The sequence below is a fragment of the Microbacterium sp. GW823-FHT02G05 genome (assembly GCF_058797175.1).
In genome coordinates this window covers 554,254-573,677 of sequence record NZ_JBXAJK010000002.1, presented here as the reverse complement: position 1 = coordinate 573,677, position 19,424 = coordinate 554,254, and the positions used below count along the sequence as shown (strand labels likewise).

Annotated in this window: 18 protein-coding genes and 1 riboswitch; of the genes, 7 read left to right on the top strand and 11 right to left on the bottom strand. The window is 67.0% G+C overall.

Features of this window, described 5'->3' with window-relative positions:
- Nucleotides 1-8 precede the first annotated feature (8 nt).
- The 6 genes from AC1REM_RS12720 to AC1REM_RS12695 all read right to left on the bottom strand — a co-directional run bounded on the left by AC1REM_RS12720 (nucleotide 9) and on the right by AC1REM_RS12695 (nucleotide 5,158).
- Nucleotides 9-1,220 carry a hypothetical protein gene (locus AC1REM_RS12720; protein WP_492514942.1) on the bottom strand — a complete coding sequence of 404 codons (1,212 nt, stop codon included), beginning with the start codon at nucleotides 1,218-1,220 and terminating at the stop codon, nucleotides 9-11.
- Nucleotides 1,221-1,226: 6 nt separating this feature from the next.
- Nucleotides 1,227-1,520: a hypothetical protein gene (locus AC1REM_RS12715; RefSeq protein ID WP_204937489.1), complete on the bottom strand. Its 294-nt coding sequence runs from the start codon at nucleotides 1,518-1,520 to the stop codon at nucleotides 1,227-1,229.
- Between the two features lie 82 nt (nucleotides 1,521-1,602).
- Nucleotides 1,603-2,928 carry a permease gene (locus AC1REM_RS12710; protein ID WP_492514941.1) on the bottom strand — a complete coding sequence of 442 codons (1,326 nt, stop codon included), beginning with the start codon at nucleotides 2,926-2,928 and terminating at the stop codon, nucleotides 1,603-1,605.
- Complete coding sequence (locus tag AC1REM_RS12705) at nucleotides 2,925-3,623, bottom strand: ABC transporter ATP-binding protein (RefSeq protein WP_492514940.1); 699 nt, start codon at nucleotides 3,621-3,623, stop codon at nucleotides 2,925-2,927. Before AC1REM_RS12705 ends, AC1REM_RS12710 begins: the two co-directional genes overlap by 4 nt.
- Before the next feature lie 153 nt (nucleotides 3,624-3,776).
- Nucleotides 3,777-4,868, bottom strand: a complete 1,092-nt coding sequence (locus AC1REM_RS12700; protein ID WP_492514939.1) for a GNAT family N-acetyltransferase — start codon at nucleotides 4,866-4,868, stop codon at nucleotides 3,777-3,779.
- A 14-nt stretch (nucleotides 4,869-4,882) separates the two neighbouring features.
- Nucleotides 4,883-5,158, bottom strand: coding sequence for a hypothetical protein (locus AC1REM_RS12695; protein ID WP_492514938.1), 276 nt, complete (start codon nucleotides 5,156-5,158; stop codon nucleotides 4,883-4,885).
- A 533-nt stretch (nucleotides 5,159-5,691) separates the two neighbouring features.
- Between AC1REM_RS12695 and smc the strand changes: the two genes are divergently transcribed.
- Genes smc through AC1REM_RS12680 form a run of 3 tightly spaced genes read left to right on the top strand, consistent with a single transcriptional unit; the run spans nucleotide 5,692 to nucleotide 10,673 of the window.
- Nucleotides 5,692-9,222 (top strand): chromosome segregation protein SMC, encoded by a 3,531-nt coding sequence (smc, locus tag AC1REM_RS12690; RefSeq protein WP_492514937.1) that lies wholly within the window; start codon nucleotides 5,692-5,694, stop codon nucleotides 9,220-9,222.
- 30 nt (nucleotides 9,223-9,252) lie between these two features.
- Nucleotides 9,253-10,125, top strand: coding sequence for a signal recognition particle-docking protein FtsY (ftsY, locus tag AC1REM_RS12685; protein ID WP_492514936.1), 873 nt, complete (start codon nucleotides 9,253-9,255; stop codon nucleotides 10,123-10,125).
- Nucleotides 10,126-10,172: 47 nt separating this feature from the next.
- Nucleotides 10,173-10,673 carry a DUF2004 domain-containing protein gene (locus AC1REM_RS12680; protein WP_204937482.1) on the top strand — a complete coding sequence of 167 codons (501 nt, stop codon included), beginning with the start codon at nucleotides 10,173-10,175 and terminating at the stop codon, nucleotides 10,671-10,673.
- On the opposite strand, the gene AC1REM_RS12675 is transcribed toward AC1REM_RS12680, so the two are convergent.
- Nucleotides 10,670-11,062, bottom strand: a complete 393-nt coding sequence (locus AC1REM_RS12675; protein WP_492514935.1) for a hypothetical protein — start codon at nucleotides 11,060-11,062, stop codon at nucleotides 10,670-10,672. The two genes, AC1REM_RS12680 and AC1REM_RS12675, sit on opposite strands and share 4 nt — an antisense overlap.
- A 66-nt stretch (nucleotides 11,063-11,128) precedes the next feature.
- Nucleotides 11,129-12,271 (bottom strand): calcium:cation antiporter, encoded by a 1,143-nt coding sequence (locus AC1REM_RS12670; RefSeq protein WP_492514934.1) that lies wholly within the window; start codon nucleotides 12,269-12,271, stop codon nucleotides 11,129-11,131.
- 218 nt (nucleotides 12,272-12,489) lie between these two features.
- Between AC1REM_RS12670 and AC1REM_RS12665 the strand changes: the two genes are divergently transcribed.
- Nucleotides 12,490-12,954 carry an SRPBCC family protein gene (locus AC1REM_RS12665; protein WP_492514933.1) on the top strand — a complete coding sequence of 155 codons (465 nt, stop codon included), beginning with the start codon at nucleotides 12,490-12,492 and terminating at the stop codon, nucleotides 12,952-12,954.
- A gap of 2 nt (nucleotides 12,955-12,956) precedes the next feature.
- A complete protein-coding gene (locus AC1REM_RS12660; RefSeq protein ID WP_492514932.1) occupies nucleotides 12,957-13,586 on the top strand; it encodes a flavodoxin family protein in 630 nt (209 codons plus the stop codon).
- Here the strand turns inward: AC1REM_RS12660 and lipA are convergent.
- Nucleotides 13,574-14,602: a lipoyl synthase gene (lipA, locus tag AC1REM_RS12655; protein ID WP_492514931.1), complete on the bottom strand. Its 1,029-nt coding sequence runs from the start codon at nucleotides 14,600-14,602 to the stop codon at nucleotides 13,574-13,576. The two genes, AC1REM_RS12660 and lipA, sit on opposite strands and share 13 nt — an antisense overlap.
- Nucleotides 14,599-15,240, bottom strand: coding sequence for a lipoyl(octanoyl) transferase LipB (gene lipB, locus AC1REM_RS12650; RefSeq protein ID WP_492514930.1), 642 nt, complete (start codon nucleotides 15,238-15,240; stop codon nucleotides 14,599-14,601). The genes lipA and lipB overlap by 4 nt, the downstream gene beginning before the upstream one ends.
- An 89-nt stretch (nucleotides 15,241-15,329) precedes the next feature.
- On the opposite strand from lipB, the gene AC1REM_RS12645 reads away from it, so the two are divergent.
- Nucleotides 15,330-15,911, top strand: coding sequence for a TetR/AcrR family transcriptional regulator (locus tag AC1REM_RS12645; RefSeq protein ID WP_492514929.1), 582 nt, complete (start codon nucleotides 15,330-15,332; stop codon nucleotides 15,909-15,911).
- A gap of 43 nt (nucleotides 15,912-15,954) precedes the next feature.
- On the opposite strand, the gene thiC is transcribed toward AC1REM_RS12645, so the two are convergent.
- Entirely contained in the window at nucleotides 15,955-17,685 is a 1,731-nt protein-coding gene (thiC, locus tag AC1REM_RS12640) for a phosphomethylpyrimidine synthase ThiC (RefSeq protein WP_492514928.1), read from the bottom strand.
- A riboswitch (TPP riboswitch) is annotated at nucleotides 17,686-17,793 on the bottom strand. It abuts the gene before it with no gap.
- Nucleotides 17,794-17,866: 73 nt separating this feature from the next.
- On the opposite strand from thiC, the gene ffh reads away from it, so the two are divergent.
- Nucleotides 17,867-19,423: a signal recognition particle protein gene (gene ffh, locus AC1REM_RS12635; RefSeq protein ID WP_492514927.1), complete on the top strand. Its 1,557-nt coding sequence runs from the start codon at nucleotides 17,867-17,869 to the stop codon at nucleotides 19,421-19,423.
- Nucleotide 19,424: the final 1 nt, after the last annotated feature.

The following is a 19,424-nucleotide window of genomic DNA, read 5'->3' as shown; positions in this document are numbered from 1 at the left end:
CGAACAGCCTACGGGCGCCCGAACGGCACGTACCACGGGTTGTCCGGTGCGCTGTAGAGTCCGGCGCCGATCCCTGTCACCCAGGAGCCGACGGCTGTCCACCCTGCGCCGCCGACCTTGGGAGCCGTGGTCACGATCATGTCCGCCCAGGCGGATGCGATGGTTCCACTGCGGCCTGCGGTCGATGCCGTCCACTGGGCGAGTTCCGGGCCCCACTGGCTCAGCACACCCCACTCGTTTCCGCGCATGAGCACAGAGAACGGATGCTTCCAGGCTGCGCCGATCGTCGGCATCGACTGCATGCGCACGCCATTGGCGAAGACCGGAAGCCGGGAAGCGCTCTGGGAGGCCTGCAACACGTCGGCGCCCCCGTTCGCGGCGGTGGCGAGACGGAGCGAGCGCGAGGCCAAGCCTCCGATTCCCGCTGTGAGAAGTCCTACGGCGCTCCAGAGAACATCGGACAGCGAGGCCTTGCCGTTCGCGTAGAGGTAGATGTTGCCGGCAAGATGCACCGCCGACAGCGCGATCGTTGTCGCCAGGAGGATGGCTGCCCACGGGCTCGTCACGACGAAGAGGGCGACGACCGCGAGCACGATCAGCACGTACCCGAGCACGCCGAGTGCGTCGGCGATCCAGTCCCATTTGCCGTCGTCGTTGTCGGCCTTGTCCATCGCGTCGGAGACGCCGTTGGCCGCGGTCTCGAACGCGGCATCCCACAGGTCGTAGGCCGAGTCGAAGGCCCGCCATTCGGACGCGCGGTCGGTCTCCGCGCTCTCGAGCTCCGTCGCCGCGTCGCCGAGCTTCTCGCCGTGCTCTTTCACCTCCGCCTCCTCCATGCCATACGTCGGCGAGTAGAGGAGTGTCTGCTGCGTGTTCTGCGCCGTGACATAGCGCTTCTCCGCGGCGATCACCGAAGCGCTGTGTGCGGTGAACCATGCGCGCGCATCTTCGAGTGCCGTCGCATACGGCGTCAGCGCCTCACCGGTCTTCTGGTAGCGGACGCCGGCCTTGCGGAGATCGCCTTCGAGCTTCTCCGCATCGTCCTTCAGCCGATCGGTGCCCGCGCTGACCTGAGACTCCGTGATGTCGCGGAGCGTCGTGGCCGTCGTGATCATGGCGGTCCCGAGCGTCTTGTACTGCTCGGCGGTTGTGCCGATCGTCGTCGGTGAGCCGGCGAACTGCACCAGTTCACGGCCGGTCGAGGGGGAGTAGTAGGACATGGTCGTCTACTTTCCTTCCATGGAGGCGACGGCGTCGGCCTCCCACTCGTCCCAGCCGGTCACGATCGAATCGAGCCCCTTGTGCACGTTCTCGATCATCTCCGTGAGCTCATCCCGGTTGCCGGCCCAGTTCGCCTCGAACCATCCGACACGGTCACGGAGCTTGGACTTGCCGTGGGGGCGGTCGATGGCCGCCTCCAGGTTGTCGTTGATCTTCGCGGCGCTGTCGAAGGCGTCTTTCGCGGCCTTCAATGTGTCACGCGCCTCAGTGAGCCGCGCGCGGTCGAGCAGTACGTCCATCGTGAGTATGACCTCCTCCCTTCAACCTAATCGAGCACCGTCGATCACGCAGTGGGGAGGAATACCCATCCTGACGCGACCCTCAGGCTGTCGCGAAGGAACGAGCGAGCAGCGGGCGAGTCACACGGGTGCTGAGCCAGACCATTCCGATGCCCGCAGCGACGACTGTGGCGATCGTGAGGAGTGAGATGGGGGCCGTGATCATCGCGATCCCCAGGAGCGGGAAGACGAGCACTCCGGCGCACAGCGCCGATCCGAGTGCCGTGATCAGCAGCGGCGACATGATCGCGCGGCGCCGCGCAGCATCCACGGTCTGCATCGGCGTGCCTAGATAGTGCAGGCTCGAGTGCAGCGGTCGCTGATCGAGGATCTCGGACGCCTGCGTTACCCCTACGGAAGCGGCGACCATCACGAACGATCCCACGAGGGTGATGATCACACCCGTACGGATGTCGGTGGCGAGAGCAAGGTCGGCGGCGGTCGCGGTGTCACTGGCCATCGAACTCATGAGGGCCGCGCCCGTTCCCGCGAAGACAGCCATGAAGCTTGCCATCGCGATTCCGCTCACCTGACGCCAGGCTGCCTTGGGGGAGTCAAGCACCATCCGGGCGGCCAGCAGGCGTTCCGGAGTCGCGGCGCGACGCGCCTGACCGTTCGCGATGACCTTGAGCACCCACGGTCCGATCAGGTTGAGCACCGCGAGTGAGACGCCGAAGACTCCGGCGAGCACGACGATGAGCATGATCGCGCTGGACACCACGCTCGGCGCCAGCTTGATCGTCAAGAACGCTGCGGCGAGGAGCACCACGACGATCACCGCGCGGATCCAGTGCACGGATCCCGTCGCCGCGCGCATGCGCACGCCGAGCGGGGAGATGACCACCTGGCGCAGTGCGATGATCGCGCTCACTGCCGCGAGCACGACGATCGACGCGGCGACCGCGAGGATGATCATCGGCGAGAGCGCAATCGCCTCGATGCCGAGCGCTTCTCCGCGGAACGGGATCAGCGCCACCGCCGGCAGCAGTGCGAGCGAGCCGAGCACTCCGGCGAGCACCCCGGTGAGGGCGATCAGTGTGGACTCGATGACCGTGAGCACGCCGACACCCCACGCCGTGACGCCCAGGAGGCGCAGAGTGGAGAGCTTCTCGTCTCGACGGCGTGCTGAGAGGCGCGCCGCAGCGGCGCCCAGTGTGCTCAACGGGACCACGAGCAGGACGACCGCGATCGCGGCCAGAGACTGGTAGAGCATCGCGTACTCATCCGTCCAGGACCAGAACGCCTGAGCGCCACCGATCACCGTGAGGATCAGTGCCGTCACGACGGCGAATGCGATCACGGGAAGCGCGAGCACGCCCATGCTTCCGGGGGTCGGACGCAACAGCATCCGCAGGGCAGAGAGCTTCACGCGGCCACCTCCTGCGAGACGATGAGTCCATCGCGAACCGTGACGGTGCGCGAGCAGCGTGCGGCGACCTGTGCGTCGTGCGTCACGAGCACGAGCGTGCGACCCTGACCCGTCGTCGACCACAGCAGCGCATCCATGACCTCCGTCGAGGTGGCGGAGTCCAAAGCCCCCGTCGGCTCGTCGGCGAAGACGACCTCCGCACCCGTGACCTGTGCGCGAGCGATGGCCACGCGCTGCGCCTGACCGCCGGAGAGCTCGCCGATCCGGCGCTGCTCCATTCCCGCGAGTCCGAGAGAGGCGAGCCAAGCGCCGGCGAGCTGCTCCGCCTCCTGACGGGAGTGCCCGGTGAGCATCGACGCCAGAGCCACGTTCTCGATCGCCGTGAGTTCGGGGATCAAGAGCCCCTGCTGGAACACGAAACCGAAGCGCTCCCGGCGCAATCGCGACCGCTCGCGGTCGTTCAATGCCGTGACCTCGATGTGCACACCTGCCTGCGTCGGAGCGAAGGTGACACTTCCCTGATCGGGAGTGATGATTCCCGCCAGCACGTGCAGCAGCGTCGTCTTCCCCGATCCCGAGGCGCCCATGATCGCGACCGACTCGCCGGGAGAGATGCGCAGATCGACCCCGGCGAGTGCGCGGGTCGTGCCGTAGGACTTGCGGAGGCCGGTTGCAGTGATGACGGAAGAACTCATGCTCCCAGCCTCACCGGCGTCCGCCTCTCTCGTCATCGCTCGCCAGAATGAAGCAGCCCCGCAGAGGTCATCCTCGCGGATGACCTCTGCGTCCGGCGCACGGATGCCACGCGACACGGCACGGGCATACGTGGCGTCCTGGTTGCGAGCGACTCACACGAGGGTTCGCTGCCAGGCTGCGGCATAGGAGAGTGGCACGAAGCCGATCGACTCGTTGATGTCGAGCATCGGGCGGTTCTCCTCGGCGTTGAATGTCGAGACCTGCGGCGACTGCGGGGCGAGCTCGCGCCACCGCAGCAGGTTCGCGGCCTTCACGAGCATCCCGAGGCGGTGTCCGCGGTGCTCCTTCGCAACGAGCGTGCCGTACTGGTGTGTCACGCCAGAGCGATCCTCACCGATCAGGAGCTCGTTGTAGGCGACGAGCGCGCCGCTGGGCACATGCTCGACGGCGGCGACGGAGACCAGGGATCCGGCTGCGGCGAGCCTCGCCTCACGGCGCAGCACACGTCCTTCATCCCACGCCTCCTCGTCGATGACCAGATCGCCGCTGGGCACGTCGGTTGCGAGACGGGAGAGAATCGCCGCGAATCCGGCGCGAAGCTCGGCCGGCGTCGGGAGCGTCCAGGAGACGACCCGGTAGTCGTCTCCTGCGGCGGCCTCTGCGCGTGCGTATGCCGCCGTCGCGATTTCTAGCGAGTTGCGCAGATCGAAGCCGCTGTTGCGTTCGACCTGCTCGAGCTCGTAGCCGCGCGAGAAGAGGAAGCGTGCCAGATCCGTGCGGGTCGCTCTGCCCCAACCAGTGCGCGGAACGTAGGGCTCGGCGTCCTCGGCGACAGGGTGCAGCGACCATGCCTGCAGGCTCGTACGACCCAGCGCCCGGGCTTCGGCCTCGCCGACGTCGAGAAGGGCATCCTCGATGCCCTGTCCCCACTGGCCCGGCTCGATCAGCAGGTCGAACTCGCCCGCGACCGAGCCGGCCTCCGCGGCGAAGCCCATCAGGAGGGCGCCGACAAGCCGACCGCCGCGGCGGGCGATGAAACCCCGCTGCAGACGGTCGGTCTGGTCGAGCCATCCGGGCAGCATCTCCTCAGCGGTCTGGCGGAGGTGATCGCCTCCCGAATCCGAAAGGCACACCGCGTTGTCCAGCGCCACGAGCTCGTGGAGCTCGGCGGCATCCGGGCCGTGTGGTGCGGACGGCGGGACGAACGGTGCGATCACGATCGCGTTCGTGTCCGTCGTTGTCATGATTACTCCTTCGATCAGCGCAGTTGCAGCGGAACGCTGTAGTACAGCGCGGTTGCCTGGTATTCCTCGAGCAGCGCGCGTCGACGCTGTTCGGAGAGGGCGAGTTCCCTGAGCCGTTCACCCGTGCGCTCCTCACGAGCGGCGCGGACGAGCAGCCAGACGGCCAGGCGCAGGGACAGTCGGTGTGCCGGGGAGAGGGCGCGCAGTTGCGCGGCGTCCGGAAGCACGACCGACGAGGGTTGGGAATGTACGGTGACGTCCGCGGTGCGGGACGACAGGGTGATGTTCACGATGATTCGCTTTCGGTGTGATGGGGTGGGTGCTGCGCCCTCATCCGTGCGTTCATGAGCCGTCTGACTGGAGGACGCCGAGAAGGTCGTCGCCGAGCAGGGGCCGGAAAGAGGATGGGAGGCGGAGCCGAAGCCCGGGCGGATGCGGATGTGCACGCGCACCGGTGGCAGAGGATGCCTGGGGATGCCGAAGAGGCAGGAATCGCAGGTGCGTCACGAGCACGAAGAAGCGTGCAGCGCGCAGGAATGCGAGGAGTCGGCTACGCCGTCGCGATATCGCCGCGGAGGTTCACCGAGAACGCAGAACGTCGGTAGGACGTCGCGGAGTCAGCGGGCGTTGTGCCCATATGTGCTGGATTCATCATGTCGGTGGCCTCCTTTCTTGGCGATGCGGGTTGTAACGCTAGCGGAAGTTTTGCGCCGTGGTCAACACTCTGGTTGAAGTTCGCGCAGATTCGAGCGTTTCCGGTGGGTCTCATCCGGCGTGTCCGGTAGCGTGAGGGCGTGATCTTACCCCGACGACAGGCGCCCGCGTGCACCTGAAGAGCCTGACGCTGAAGGGCTTCAAGTCGTTCGCCCAGCCGACGACCTTCGCCTTCGAGCCCGGCGTCACCTGCATCGTGGGCCCGAACGGATCGGGTAAGTCGAACGTCGTCGATGCTCTGGCCTGGGTCATGGGGGAGCAGGGGGCGAAGACGCTCCGGGGCGGAAAGATGGAGGATGTCATCTTCGCCGGAACCTCGACGCGCGGACCCCTGGGGCGTGCGGAGGTGCAGCTCACGATCGACAACAGCGACGGCGCACTGCCGATCGAGTTCGCAGAAGTGACGATCAGCCGCACGCTGTTCCGCAACGGGTCGAGCGAGTACGCGATCAACGGCGAGGGATGCCGCCTGCTGGATGTGCAGGAGCTGCTGAGCGATTCGGGTCTGGGCCGGGAGATGCACGTCATCGTGGGGCAGGGGCGACTGGACACGGTTCTGCAGGCGTCCCCCGAGGATCGGCGTGGCTTCATCGAGGAGGCGGCGGGGATCCTCAAGCACCGGCGCCGCAAAGAGAAGACGTTGCGCAAGCTCGACGCGATGCAGGCCAATCTGACGCGACTGAGCGATCTGGCCGGGGAGATCCGTCGCCAGCTCAAACCGCTCGGCCGCCAGGCGGAGATCGCGCGGGAGGCGCAGACGATCGCCGCAGTCGTGCGCGACGCCAAGGCACGGATCTTCGCGGATGACGTCGTCGCCCTGCGCACCGCGCTGGCTGATCACACGCGCACCGAGCAGGCGCGGCATGCCGAGCGCCTCGTGCTCACCGAGCAATCCGACCAGATGCGGGCGAACATCGCCCGCATCGAGCAGTCCCAGAGTTCTGCGGCCGTCGACGAGGCACGACGCGTCGCCTTCGGCCTGGAGCAGGTCCAAGAGCGGATGCGCGGGCTCTACACGCTCGCGAACCAGCGCCTGGCGCTGCTCGGCAGCGAGGAGGACGACGCGGCGGTCGCGGCAGTGACCGTCACGCAGTCGATGATCGATGAGGCCAAGGACGAGATCACCACGATCTCGGCTGGCCTCGGCGACGCCCAGGACGCTGCGGAGGATGCGACACGTGAGGTGCAGCGCGCCCGCGCGGAGCTTGATGCCCTTGACGTCGACATCGCCGAGCAGAGCGCCCTCGTCTCCGCGCACGACATGCGCATCAATACGCTGCGTGGCACGGCCGAGGCGGCAGCATCCGCTCTCGCCGCGGTGCGCGGCGCCGTCCTGCGACAGGAGAACGCTCTCGAAGCTGCGCACACGCGGCGCCGCGAGGCCGCGGAGGCCCGCGAGCTCATCGAAGACGGCGAAGCGCCGCAGGGCACCGCCGCCGAACATGCCGAGGCATATGAGCGTGCTCAGTCACAGGTCGTCGCGATGGAGGCTGAGCAGGAGGGCATCCGGGAGCGACTGCATGCGGCGGAACGCGAGGCGGAGGCGCTGACCGCGAAGGCATCTGCGCTCTCCAGCGCCCTCGCGATCTCCGGAGACGCCGCGGAGATCGCGCAGAGCGGCCGCGATGGCGTGCGCGGGCTCGTCGGTGATGCGGTTCAGGTACGTGCCGGCTACGAGGCGGCGATCGCCGCAGTGCTCGGGTCGCTCGCCGAGGGCGTGCTCGTCGAGCACGTAGATGACGCCTTTGCTCTGGCCGCGGATGCGAGCCGGGAAGGACACGGATCCTTCGAGATCGTCGTCGCGAACGCGCGCATTCGCGACCGCCGTACTCCGGTGAAGGGGACGATCGCCGCGCACGAGGTGGTCACGGCGCCCGATGGTGTGCTCGGCATCCTCTCGCACGTCCTCATCGCCGACGACCTCTATGCGGCACGGGCCGCTCATGCAGCGGCGTCGGACGGCAAGGAGGCGGCGCTCACGACGATCGTGACGCGTGCTGGCGAGGTCCTGACCGCGTACACCCTTCACTCGGGTGCGGGCGGTGAGCGCTCGCGGCTCGAGCTGGCCGCCGAGCGCGACGCCGCCCAGGACCGCCTCGCCGAGGTCCGCGTCATCATCGATGCGCTCCGCGACGCCCGCGCCGATGCGCGCGAGGCGCTCGACCGAGCACGCGCGTCGGCGGCGGATGCACTGCGGACGCTCCGCGAACACGATGCAGCCCTGGCAGCCCACGCGGAGCAGCTCAACCGTGTGATCGTGCAGCATGAGTCCGCGGTCGCCGAGTGCGAACGCCTGGAGACGGGCCTCGCGCAGGCGCAGGCGTCCGTTGCGGAGGCCGAAGCGACGGCGGCGCAGACGAAAGCGACTCTCGAGGAGGCGGAAGCCACCGCGCGTCCGCAGCTCGATGCATCCGCTCGTGAGGGCATGCTGGAGGCGTTGGAGCAGGCGCGCGAGGCGGAGATGCGCGCGCGACTGGACATCGAGACGCTACGCGAGCGGGTGCGTTCCGCGCAGAACCGTGTCGGGACGATGGAACGCCAGCGGGAACGGGAGCGCGAAGCGGCGGCGGAGGCGGTACGTCGCGCGGTCGTGCGACGTGCGCAGCGCGAGGTTGCGGCGGCGGTTGCCGAAGAGCTGCCGCGTGTGCTCGATTCCGTCGATGGCTCCGTCAGTGAGGCGCGCATCGCCCTGAGTGCGGCCGAGGCGGAGCGGTCTGCGCAGAACGAGGAACTGATCGGTCTGCGGCGACAGGAGAGTGCCATTCGGGAACGTCTCTCCGGTCTGACCGAGAGCGTCCACGGTCTCGAGCTGCAGATTCATGAGAAGAAGCTCCACCTCACGAGTCTGCTGGAGCGCGTGGCGTCTGAGCTCGCTCTCGACGAAGACATTCTCATTTCGGAATATGGGCCGGACCAGCTTGTTCCCCGTGATCCGGCGGACGACGACGAGTCTGAGGACGCGGCCATCCCGTTCGACCGCCGGATGCAGGAGCGCCGACTCAAAGAGGCCGAGCGCAAGCTCGCGCAGCTCGGACGCGTGAATCCGCTGGCCCTGGAGGAGTTCGCAGCTCTCGAGCAGCGTCATGCCTTCCTGACCGAGCAGCTCGCCGACCTCACGCAGACGCGCGAGGACCTGCTCACGATCATCGCCGACCTCGACGAGCGCATGGAGACGATCTTCGCCGCGGCCTTCGAAGACACCCGCACCGCCTTCGGCGAGGTCTTCCCCCTGCTGTTCCCGGGCGGATCCGGCAGCATCTCGCTGACCGATCCGGAGAACATGCTGACGACGGGCATCGAAGTGTCGGTGCGGCCGGTCGGGAAGAAGATCGAGCGGCTCTCGCTGCTGTCCGGTGGTGAGCGCTCGCTCGCCGCGGTCGCGCTTCTCGTGGCGATCTTCAAGGCCCGACCGAGCCCGTTCTACATCCTCGATGAGGTCGAGGCGGCGCTTGACGACGCGAACCTCGGCCGCCTTCTCACTGTGTTCGAGCAGCTCCGGGAGAGTTCGCAGCTGCTCGTCATCACCCATCAGAAGCGGACGATGGAGATCGCCGACGCGCTCTACGGTGTCTCCATGCGACAGGATGGCGTCTCGGCCGTGGTGGGTCAGCGGGTCGGAGACCGCGCCGCGGTGGGCTGAACGATCGGGCTGACCGCCTAGGCTGGAGCCATGGCGGAGAAGTCTTGGTCCCTCGGTCGCGCGCTGCGCGGCATGTTCGTCAAACCCACGATCGACGAGACGACGTGGGAGGACCTCGAAACCGCGCTGCTGACGGCCGACTTCGGGCCTGACATCACCGAGCGCATCCTCGACGAGCTGCACGAGAAGGTGGAGCGGTACCGCACGACCGATCCCAAGGATCTCCAGCGGATGCTGCGCGAGACCCTCGAAGAGCACTTCGCCAAGTTCGACACGACCCTGAAGCTCACTGAGCGACCCGCCGTCGTGCTCGTCGTCGGCGTCAACGGCGTGGGCAAGACGACGACGATCGGCAAGTTCACCAAGTTCCTGCGCGGATACGGACGGACCGTCGTCGTGGGCGCGGCCGACACATTCCGCGCCGCTGCCGTCGACCAGCTCGCCACCTGGGCAGAGCGCGGCGGCGCCGACATCGTACGACCGCAGCAGCAGGGTCAGGATCCGGCGTCTGTGGCCTTTCAGACGATCGAGTTCGCGCAGCGCAACGGCACGGAGATCGCGATCGTCGACACTGCCGGTCGACTGCACACCAAGGGTGGGCTCATGGATGAGCTCACGAAGATCCGCCGCGTGATCGAGAAGCAGGCGCCGATCAGCGAAGTGCTGCTCGTGTTGGATGCCACGACCGGTCAGAACGGCGTCATGCAGGCGGAGGCCTTTCTCCAGCACGCAGGCGTCACGGGTCTCGTGCTGACGAAGCTCGACGGATCCGCGAAGGGCGGATTCGTCCTCGCTGTGCAGGAACGCACGGGGATCCCGGTCAAGCTCCTCGGCCAGGGGGAGGGCATCGACGATCTCACCGGCTTCACGCCGCACGTTTTCGTGTCGGCGCTCGTTGACTGATTCACGCTGGGCTACCCAGATGCGAGAGAGACTGGTTTCATAGCGGTATGGCAATCGAGCATGACTTCTTCGGACTGCTGTCATCAGGTCCAGACGGATCGATCTTCTGGTCTGAGACGGTGGAGTTCGGCGACCAGGCGGTCACCGTCGACCTGACGGCGCCGGACCAGGACGATGTGTCTCAGGATGCCCTCGACATCGCAGCCGGCCTGATCGCCGGGTTGGAGAACATCGACGCCGTCGCGCGCCGTGCGATGCTCGCCGAGGTCGATGACCGTACGAGCGAGGTCACTGAGTACGTGCTGCAGCAGCAGGAGACGCACGGTGACGAACTCGTCGACCTGTTGGTCGACGTCAGCGGTGACGCGGCCGTCGACATCATCCGCTCGCTCCGCCTCATGAGCATGACGATCCTCGCCGATGAGCATGGCGGATCGGAGCCGTTCGCGGTGCTGGAGTACGCACTGGACGGCGACGAGACCGAAGACGTGCTGCTCGTGAACTTCGGTTCCGACGCGACGGTGCTCTCGGTGATGAGCGCCGACTAGCCGTCCACGCGGCTGTCTTCGAGGGCTTCGATCTTCGCGATCTCGACCTCGGCATCGACAGAGGGGTCCTTCGCCGCGATGCGCGTGATCATCTCGCGCACCGCGCTGTGGATGACGTCCTGCAGGAACTCGCGCGGGTCGTCTGCGGTCGCGAGATCATCCCTGCCGACGTGGATCTGCGCGGTCATGGTGCGTCGGGCCACCGAGACGCGCGGTGCGTGCAGACCCGTCTGCTTGTCGGACGTCGAGATGTCTCCGCCCACGTAGAGCAGGATGTCGAGGTCATAGGGGAGCAGGAGCTCGCCGAGCGGGCGGGTGACCTGCTTCGTAGGAAGGATCACCTCCGCGCGGGGGCCGCCGAAGACCGTACGGAAACTGATCGAACTCACACGTGCCTCGTTTCTGGTCAACTAGCCGGGATCCTAGCGTCACGCTCGGACCCCGGCCAGGTTGCCTCAGGCGAAGACCGTGAGCGCGTAGACGAAGAAGACGGTGAGGTGCGCCGCACCGTGCAGGGCTGTCACGCGCTTGCCGCTGAACGTCGCGAGCGTCAGCAGCAGCGTGACGCCGAGAAGCACGAGGTTCGTGGGGTTCTCGGCGAGCACGACCTGCTGACCGGTGAGGATGCCGATCGTGAGCACCGCAGGGATCGTCAGTCCGACGGTCGAGACGAGAGCGCCGTGGCAGAGGTTGCTCACCCGCTGGGCTTCGCCGGCAAGGGCAGCACGGATCGCCGTCAGCGTCTCGGGGAGGAAGACGATCATGGCGATGAGGATCCCTGAGAGGGCGACGGGCGCCGAGATGCGGTCGAGTCCGTCGTCGAGCAGCACAGCCATGTCATGTGAGAGCAGCACGATCGGGACGACGGTCAGCACGAGGACGATGACGCGTGCCAGCAGCTCGACACGGTGCACAGCGATCACGCGGATCACGGATGGCGGCTCTGCACTTTCGTGCGCGGCAACACGATCCGACCGAGACGAGATCTCCTGGAAGTCGGATTTCTGCGCTCCCATCTGACGAACGAGGAAGAACGCGTAGAGCAGGACGGTCGCGGCGATGATGGGAACCGCCTGACCGATCGTGTAGGCCCCGTTCTCGCCGATGAGTCCGGGAAGGGCGAAGGCGAGCATCGCGAGCACGACGAGCATCGCGAGATAGGTCGAGACGCCCGTGCTGTTGGCTCGCAGGTCGCGGTGGCGCAGCCCGCCGATGAGCAGTGCGACGCCGATCACGAGGTTCAGGATGATCATCGAGACGGCCATGACGGAATCCCGGGCGATCGTGTCGTGCTCGCCCGGGCCGAGCATGACAGCGGAGATGAGGATGACCTCGATGAGCACGATCGACAGCGTCAGGACGAGGGTTCCGTAGGGGTCGCCGAGACGGTGTGCGAGGTGCTCCGCCTCCGTGACGACGCCGAAGGCGCACACCACGATGACGGCGACGATCGCAATGAGCGCGACGACGAGCGCGGGGCCGGGGAGAGGGCCGGCGAGCAGTGGCCCGGCGAGCAGCAGTGCGGCGAAGGCGCCCCAGCCGAGAGCGAGGCGGATGATCACGCCGGGTGTCAGGATGCTCCGAAGAGAGGTGTTCACGAGCGAGTGCCTGTTCTGCGGGGTCGTCCCTGCACGTGGTCCTGACGGCGGGTCGTCCCGCCGAGATCCTTCGGTCGAGTCTACCGCCGGGAGTCTCGGCAGACGCTGTGCACCGCTGGGCGGTCAGGGTAGGTCGGTGCGCATCGATGCGCAACCCCGGTGTGCGCCGTAAGGACCGCGCGTAGCGTCGGTCGCTCGATGAGGAACAGGAGAAGACGATGATCTCGAAGGTGACGGCGACGACGGTGGTCCATGCTCCGCTGCGTGAGGTGTACGACCAGTGGACGCAGTTCGAGGAGTTCCCGACGTTCATGTCGTCGGTTGCGCACATCGAGCAGACGAGTGATGCGAGCACGCACTGGCGTGTGGAGATCGGAGGCGTGGAACACGAGTTCGATGCGGAGATCACGGAGCAGATCCCCGACTCCCGGATTCGCTGGCAGAGCCTGGGAGAAACGAAACACACCGGCGAGGTGGAGTTCGAGGCTGTGCCAGACGGCACGCGCGTCACGTTGACGATGGGTTGGGTCCCGGAGGGGTTCGTCGAGAAGGTCGGTGCGGCCTTGAACGTCGACGAGCGGGCTGCGGAGCGCGACCTGGCGAACTTCAAGGAGCTCATGGAGCGTCGCGGCACCGCGAGCGGCGAATGGCGCGGATCGATCAACGACGCGAAGGAGAAGTGACGATGGAGAATCTGCGCGCGCTGATCCTGAACTGCACGCTCAAACCCTCACCGGCGCCGTCCAGCACTGAGGCGCTCGCTGACGTGGTCGCGACAGAACTCCGCGATCGCGGGTGCGCGGTGGATTCCGTACGCGTGGTGGATCATTCCATCCATCCCGGGGTCGAGCGCGACATGGGCGACGGCGATGCGTGGCCGGAGATCCTGGAGCGCGTGCTGGATTCCCAGATCCTCATCCTTGCGACACCCACCTGGGTAGGTCAGCATTCGAGCGTCGCGCAGCGCGTGATCGAACGGCTGGATGCCGAGCTTTCCGAGACGGATGCCGAGGGTCGACCGTCTCTGTACGACCGGATTGTGATTCCGGTGGTGGTTGGCAACGAGGACGGCGCGCACCACATCGTGGGCATCATCGCCCAGGCGCTCTCCGACGTCGGTTTCGCCGTTCCCGCGCAGGGCGGCGTGTACTGGAACGGCGAGGCGATGTCAGGCACAGACTTCATCGACCTCGACGCGACCCCGGACAAGGTACGCATCGCGTGCGCGGCTGCGGCAGCGAACGCCGCGCATCTTGCCAGGCTCCTTCGTGCGGATCCGTTCCCCGCGACGACGGAGCCAGCTCAGACAGCCTGAGCGAACCCCTGTTCGGCGCCCTCGGCGATGTGGGCGAGGTGGGCCGGGATCTCCCTGCCCTTCGACGCCATCGACTGGGCCCAGAGGCGGCCAGCACGGTAGGAGGAACGCACGAGCGGACCGGCGAGCACGCCGAGGAAGCCGATCCGCTCAGCCTCCTCCTTGAACTCGACGAACTCCGCAGGCTTGACCCATCGCTGGACCGGCAGGTGCCGCGGCGAGGGCCGCAGGTACTGCGTGATCGTGATGATGTCGCATCCGGCATCATGCAGATCGTTCAGTGCCTGCACCACCTCCTCCGGCTCTTCGCCCATGCCGAGGATCAGGTTCGACTTCGTGATGAGCCCCGCGTTGCGCGCCTGAGTGATGACGTCGAGTGAACGCTCGTATCGGAAGGCGGGCCGGATGCGCTTGAACACGCGGGGAACGGTCTCGACGTTGTGCGCGAACACCTCAGGTCGGGCCTCGAAGACGATGTCAAGCAGAGCAGGATCTCCGTTGAAGTCGGTGGCGAGCAGTTCGACACCCGTGTTCGGGTTCTGTGCGTGGATCTGGCGCACGGTCTCGGCATTCAGCCAGGCACCGCCGTCGGGGAGATCGTCGCGCGCGACGCAGGTCACCGTGGCGTACCTCAGGCCCATGCGGGTCACACTCTCGGCCACGCGGCGGGGTTCATCCGTGTCATAGTCTGCGGGCTTGCCGGTGTCGATCTGGCAGAAGTCGCAGCGGCGGGTGCACTGGGAGCCGCCGATGAGGAACGTGGCCTCGCGATCTTCCCAGCACTCGTAGATGTTGGGGCAGCCGGCTTCCTGGCAGACCGTGTGGAGCCCCTCATCCTTGACGAGCGAGTGGAGTGCCGTGTACTCGGGCCCCATTTTCGCCTTCGTGCGAATCCATTCGGGCTTGCGCTCGATCGGCGTCTCCGCGTTGCGGATCTCCAGTCGAAGGAGCTTGCGTCCGTTGGGTGCAGTGGCGGGGGAGGACCCGGATGCCACGGGGGTGCCGCATCCGCTCATGCTGCCACCTCGGTCGCGTAGGCGGTCGCGAAGGCCGACGACACCGCATCTGCGACATCTGCCGGCGAGAGATCTGCGCCGATGATCTCGCTGACCGTCGTGACCCCGGCATCTGTGATGCCGCACGGGATGATCCCGCGGAACCCGGCGAGGGTGTTGTTGCAGTTCAGGGCGAAGCCGTGCATCGTGACACCGCGCTGCACACGCACGCCGATCGCCGCGACCTTGTCTTCAGAGAGCGGTCGACGCACCCACACGCCGCTGCGCCCGTCGACCTGGTAGCCATCGACGCCGAGAGGAGCCAGGACGTCGATGAGGATCCGCTCCAGACGTCGCACGTGCGCGACCACATCGACGGGTTCGGGCAACCGCACGATCGGGTAGCCCACGAGCTGACCTGGGCCATGCCAGGTGATCTTTCCGCCGCGGTCGACGTCGACGACCGGTGTGCCGTCCTGTGGACGCTCGTGCGACTCGGTGCGCTTGCCTGCCGTGTAGACGGCTTCGTGCTCGAGGAGGAGAAGGGTGTCGGGCCGAGTCCCGGCGACAACCTGCGCGTGCACATCTCGCTGCAGGGCCCACCCATCGAGGTACGGCACGAAGTGCGGGGCCAGGCCAGCGGTGACGATGTCGAGCATGCGCGCTCCTTAGGGATGGAATTGTTGAACCGCGTCTAAGAATACATCTACGAGCGCGGGGGTCGACGTAGGCGCAGTACGTTAGCGGTATGACGAACGCACGAACGGGGCGACCCCGCGCCTCCTCACGCGAGACGCTGGCTGAGGCGGCCTGTGAGCTTTTCCTGGAGCAGGGCTACGACGCGACCTCCGTCGCCGACATCACCCAGCGTGCCGGCGTCAGCCGCTCCAGTTTCTTCAACTACTTCGCCAGCAAGAGCGATGTGCTGTGGTCGGGTCTCGATGCCCGCATCGACATCGCGTTGGCCGCTCTGCATGCGTTGGGGGCGGATGCTGACGGTCCGAGTGTCCGCGCCGCACTCGAACCGGTGCTCAAGGACCTCGCCCCTGATCCGCTGACCCTCGCGCTCGGTAACGCGGCCGCCATGGGATTGGACGACGAGCTGCTGCGTGACACCGGCCTGCGCCACGCGCGCATCGCCTCGGCCGTTTCGGCCGCCGCACGCACCTCGGGCATCGGAGAGATTCGCGCCGACATCCTCGGAGCCGCGATCGCCGCGGCCGTCCTCTCCTCCCTGCGGGTCTGGGCAGAGCGCGGGGCCGGGCACGCGTCGCTGGAAGCCCAGTTCGATGAAGCCCTGAGAAGCATTCACGATCTTCCCTGGGGCTGACCCGCGCCGCCGTCCTCTCGGCGCGGATCAGCCATGCAGCGGGCTAGCGCACGACCGGGGTCGGGAGATACACCTGGGCGCCGGTGGCGCGGAACTCACGGCTCTTCTCCTGCATGCCCTCGCGGGCGGCGATCGTCGCCTGATCGGCGGCCGAGCCGAACTCCTTGCGGATGTCCTGGCTGATGCGCATCGAGCAGAACTTCGGCCCGCACATCGAGCAGAAGTGCGCGGTCTTCGCAGGCTCTGCAGGCAGGGTCTCGTCGTGGAACGCCTCCGCGGTGTCCGGGTCGAGAGAGAGCGCGAACTGGTCGCGCCAGCGGAACTCGAAGCGCGCCTTGGAGAGCGCGTCGTCGCGCTCCTGCGCTCCCGGATGTCCCTTCGCGAGGTCTGCGGCATGGGCGGCGATCTTGTACGTGATCACGCCCGTCTTCACATCGTCCTTGTTCGGCAGCCCGAGATGTTCCTTCGGGGTGACATAGCAGAGCATCGCGGTGCCGTAGCGGGCGATCTCCGTCGCGCCGATCGCGGAGGTGATGTGGTCGTAGCCCGGGGCGACATCGGTGACGAGCGGTCCGAGCGTGTAGAAGGGAGCGCCTTTGCAGAGCTCCTGCTGACGCTCGACGTTCTCCCGCACGAGGTGAAACGGCACGTGCCCCGGGCCCTCGACCATGACCTGCACGTCGTACTCCCACGCGCGGGCCGTCAGTTCGGCGAGCGTGTCCAGCTCTGCGAACTGGGCGGCATCGTTCGCGTCCGCGACGGATCCGGGGCGCAGCCCGTCCCCGAGCGAGAAGGCGACGTCGTAGCGCGCGAAGATCTCGCACAGCTCGTCGAAATGCGTGTAGAGGAAGTTCTCCTGGTGATGTGCGAGGCACCATCCGGCCATGATCGAGCCGCCGCGCGAGACGATTCCGGTGACACGATCTGCCGTCAGAGGCACGTAACGCAGCAGGACACCGGCGTGGATCGTCATGTAGTCGACGCCCTGCTCGCACTGCTCGATCACGGTGTCGCGGAAGATCTCCCACGTGAGCTTGTGCGCCTGGCCGTCCACCTTCTCGAGCGCCTGGTAGATCGGCACCGTGCCGATCGGTACGGGGGAGTTGCGGATGATCCACTCGCGTGTCGTGTGGATGTCATCGCCCGTCGAGAGATCCATGACGGTGTCCGCGCCCCACTGGGTCGCCCACTGCAGCTTGTCGACCTCTTCTGCGATCGAACTCGTGACGGCGGAGTTGCCGATGTTCGCATTGATCTTCACGAGGAATGCCTTGCCGATGATCATCGGTTCGGACTCGGGGTGGTTGATGTTGTTCGGCAGGATGGCGCGGCCCGCCGCGATCTCGCCGCGCACGAGTTCGACATCGCAGCCCTCCCGCAGAGCGACGAAGCGCATCTCTGGAGTGATCAGCCCCCGGCGGGCGTAGTGCATCTGGGTGACACGTCTGCCCTCCCGGCCACGCCGCGGTACGGGGCGCTCTCCCTGCCATTCCTCCGACGCACTGCCGCGCCGGACCGCCGCGCGACCGTCGTCGAGCAGCGTGCGCTCGCGACCCGTGTAGGTCTCGGTGTCGCCGCGCTCTTCGATCCACTCGGCCCGGAGCCGCGGCAGACCGACCAGTGGGTCACTTCCGGCGCCCGCGGTGCGGTACACCTGCACGGGAGCGTTGGGGTCACCGCCGGGCGAATCCTCCAGGGCGATCTCCGTCACCGGAACGCGGATGCCGTACTCCACATCCGCGACATAAGACAGAGAACGGGACGCAACAGACATGCTCATATGAGGCTCACTTCCTTCGCCGGCATTACCCGGACAGGTTCGACGGTCGCAGGCCGCGTCAGCCCGATCTCAGCCCATGCGTGGGCCCCCGTGTGGTCACAGGCACGCTAGCACGGCGTCGGGTCGTGGCCGGACTCCGTGACCGGCCGAATGCTCCTCTAGAATCAGAAGCACCATGGCTACCTTTGGCACGCTTTCCGATCGGCTTACCGAGACCTTCCGCAACCTGCGCACGAAGGGCAAGCTCACCCCGGCTGACGTCGACGGCACCGTCCGCGAGATCCGTCGTGCGCTGCTCGACGCTGACGTCGCGCTCGCCGTCGTCAAGGACTTCACCGCGAAGGTGCGCGAGCGCGCGCTCGGCGATGAGGTCAACAAGGCTCTGAACCCGGCCCAGCAGGTCGTGCAGATCGTCAACGAAGAACTCATCTCGATCCTCGGCGGCGAGCAGCGCCGTCTGGAGTTCTCGAAGACTCCGCCGACGGTCATCATGCTCGCCGGTCTCCAGGGATCCGGTAAGACGACGTTCGCTGGAAAGCTCGCGAAGCAGCTCGAGGGCGAGGGGCACACCCCGCTCCTCATCGCCGCTGACCTCCAGCGTCCGAACGCCGTGAACCAGCTGCAGGTCGTTGCGGAGCAGGCGGGCGCTACGATCTATGCGCCCGAGCCCGGCAACGGCATCGGCGATCCCGTCAAGGTCTCCCGTGACGGCGTCGAGCACGCCCGTCGCCACCAGCACGACGTCGTCATCATCGACACCGCCGGTCGCCTCGGTGTCGACGCCGAGCTCATGAAGCAGGCCGCTGACATCCGGGCCGCCGTGCAGCCAGACGAGGTCCTCTTCGTCATCGACGCGATGATCGGTCAGGATGCCGTCAACACGGCGAAGGCCTTCCAGGAGGGCGTCGACTTCACGGGTGTCGTCCTGTCGAAGCTCGACGGCGACGCGCGCGGTGGTGCCGCGCTCTCGGTCGCATCCGTTACCGGCCGCCCGATCATCTTCGCCTCCACCGGTGAAGGCCTCGGCGACCTCGAGCCCTTCCACCCCGACCGCATGGCGAGCCGCATCCTCGACCTCGGTGACATCCTCACCCTCATCGAGCAGGCGCAGAGTGCCTTCGACGAGGCCGAGGCGGAGAAGCTCGCCGAGAAGCTCGCGACCGAGACGTTCACGCTGGAAGACTTCCTTGAGCAGATGCAGCAGCTCAAGAAGATGGGCTCCATGAAGAAGATGCTCGGGATGCTCCCGGGCATGGGGCAGATGAAGCAGCAGCTCGACGACTTCGACGAGCGGGAGATCGACCGCACCGAGGCGATCATCCGCTCGATGACGCCGGGGGAGCGCCGCAACCCCAAGGTTCTCAACGGTTCGCGTCGCCTGCGCATCGCCCGCGGATCGGGCATGACCGTCACCGACGTCAATCAGCTCGTCGCCCGCTTCGAGCAGGCCGCGAAGATGATGAAGACGGTCGCCCGCGGCGGCACCCCCAACATCCCCGGTATGGGCCCGATGCCCGGAATGGGGCGCCCCGGTGCCTCGGCGAAGCGCGGAAAGAAGGGGGCGAAGAGCAAGGGTGCGTCCCGCTCGGGCAATCCCGCGAAGCGCGCTGCGGAGAACTCCGGTATCGCAGCGGCCTCCACGCCAACCGGGTCGGGATTCGGTCTCGGTGGAGCCAAGGTTCCGAGTGAAGCGGATCTCGCCGAGATCCAGAAGCTCTTCGGGAAGAACTGAC

What these genes read in the sequence shown, in the direction of transcription:
- ftsY (WP_492514936.1), top strand. Translation starts at nt 9,253, where the DNA reads ATGGCGGAGAAGTCTTGGTCCCTCGGTCGCGCGCTGCGCGGCATGTTC.
- AC1REM_RS12700 (WP_492514939.1), bottom strand. Translation starts at nt 4,868, where the DNA reads ATGACAACGACGGACACGAACGCGATCGTGATCGCACCGTTCGTCCCG.
- AC1REM_RS12660 (WP_492514932.1), top strand. Translation starts at nt 12,957, where the DNA reads ATGGAGAATCTGCGCGCGCTGATCCTGAACTGCACGCTCAAACCCTCA.
- lipA (WP_492514931.1), bottom strand. Translation starts at nt 14,602, where the DNA reads ATGAGCGGATGCGGCACCCCCGTGGCATCCGGGTCCTCCCCCGCCACT.
- AC1REM_RS12705 (WP_492514940.1), bottom strand. Translation starts at nt 3,623, where the DNA reads ATGAGTTCTTCCGTCATCACTGCAACCGGCCTCCGCAAGTCCTACGGC.
- AC1REM_RS12665 (WP_492514933.1), top strand. Translation starts at nt 12,490, where the DNA reads ATGATCTCGAAGGTGACGGCGACGACGGTGGTCCATGCTCCGCTGCGT.
- lipB (WP_492514930.1), bottom strand. Translation starts at nt 15,240, where the DNA reads ATGCTCGACATCGTCACCGCTGGCCTGGCCCCGCACTTCGTGCCGTAC.
- AC1REM_RS12720 (WP_492514942.1), bottom strand. Translation starts at nt 1,220, where the DNA reads ATGTCCTACTACTCCCCCTCGACCGGCCGTGAACTGGTGCAGTTCGCC.
- AC1REM_RS12645 (WP_492514929.1), top strand. Translation starts at nt 15,330, where the DNA reads ATGACGAACGCACGAACGGGGCGACCCCGCGCCTCCTCACGCGAGACG.
- AC1REM_RS12715 (WP_204937489.1), bottom strand. Translation starts at nt 1,520, where the DNA reads ATGGACGTACTGCTCGACCGCGCGCGGCTCACTGAGGCGCGTGACACA.
- AC1REM_RS12680 (WP_204937482.1), top strand. Translation starts at nt 10,173, where the DNA reads ATGGCAATCGAGCATGACTTCTTCGGACTGCTGTCATCAGGTCCAGAC.
- thiC (WP_492514928.1), bottom strand. Translation starts at nt 17,685, where the DNA reads ATGTCTGTTGCGTCCCGTTCTCTGTCTTATGTCGCGGATGTGGAGTAC.
- ffh (WP_492514927.1), top strand. Translation starts at nt 17,867, where the DNA reads ATGGCTACCTTTGGCACGCTTTCCGATCGGCTTACCGAGACCTTCCGC.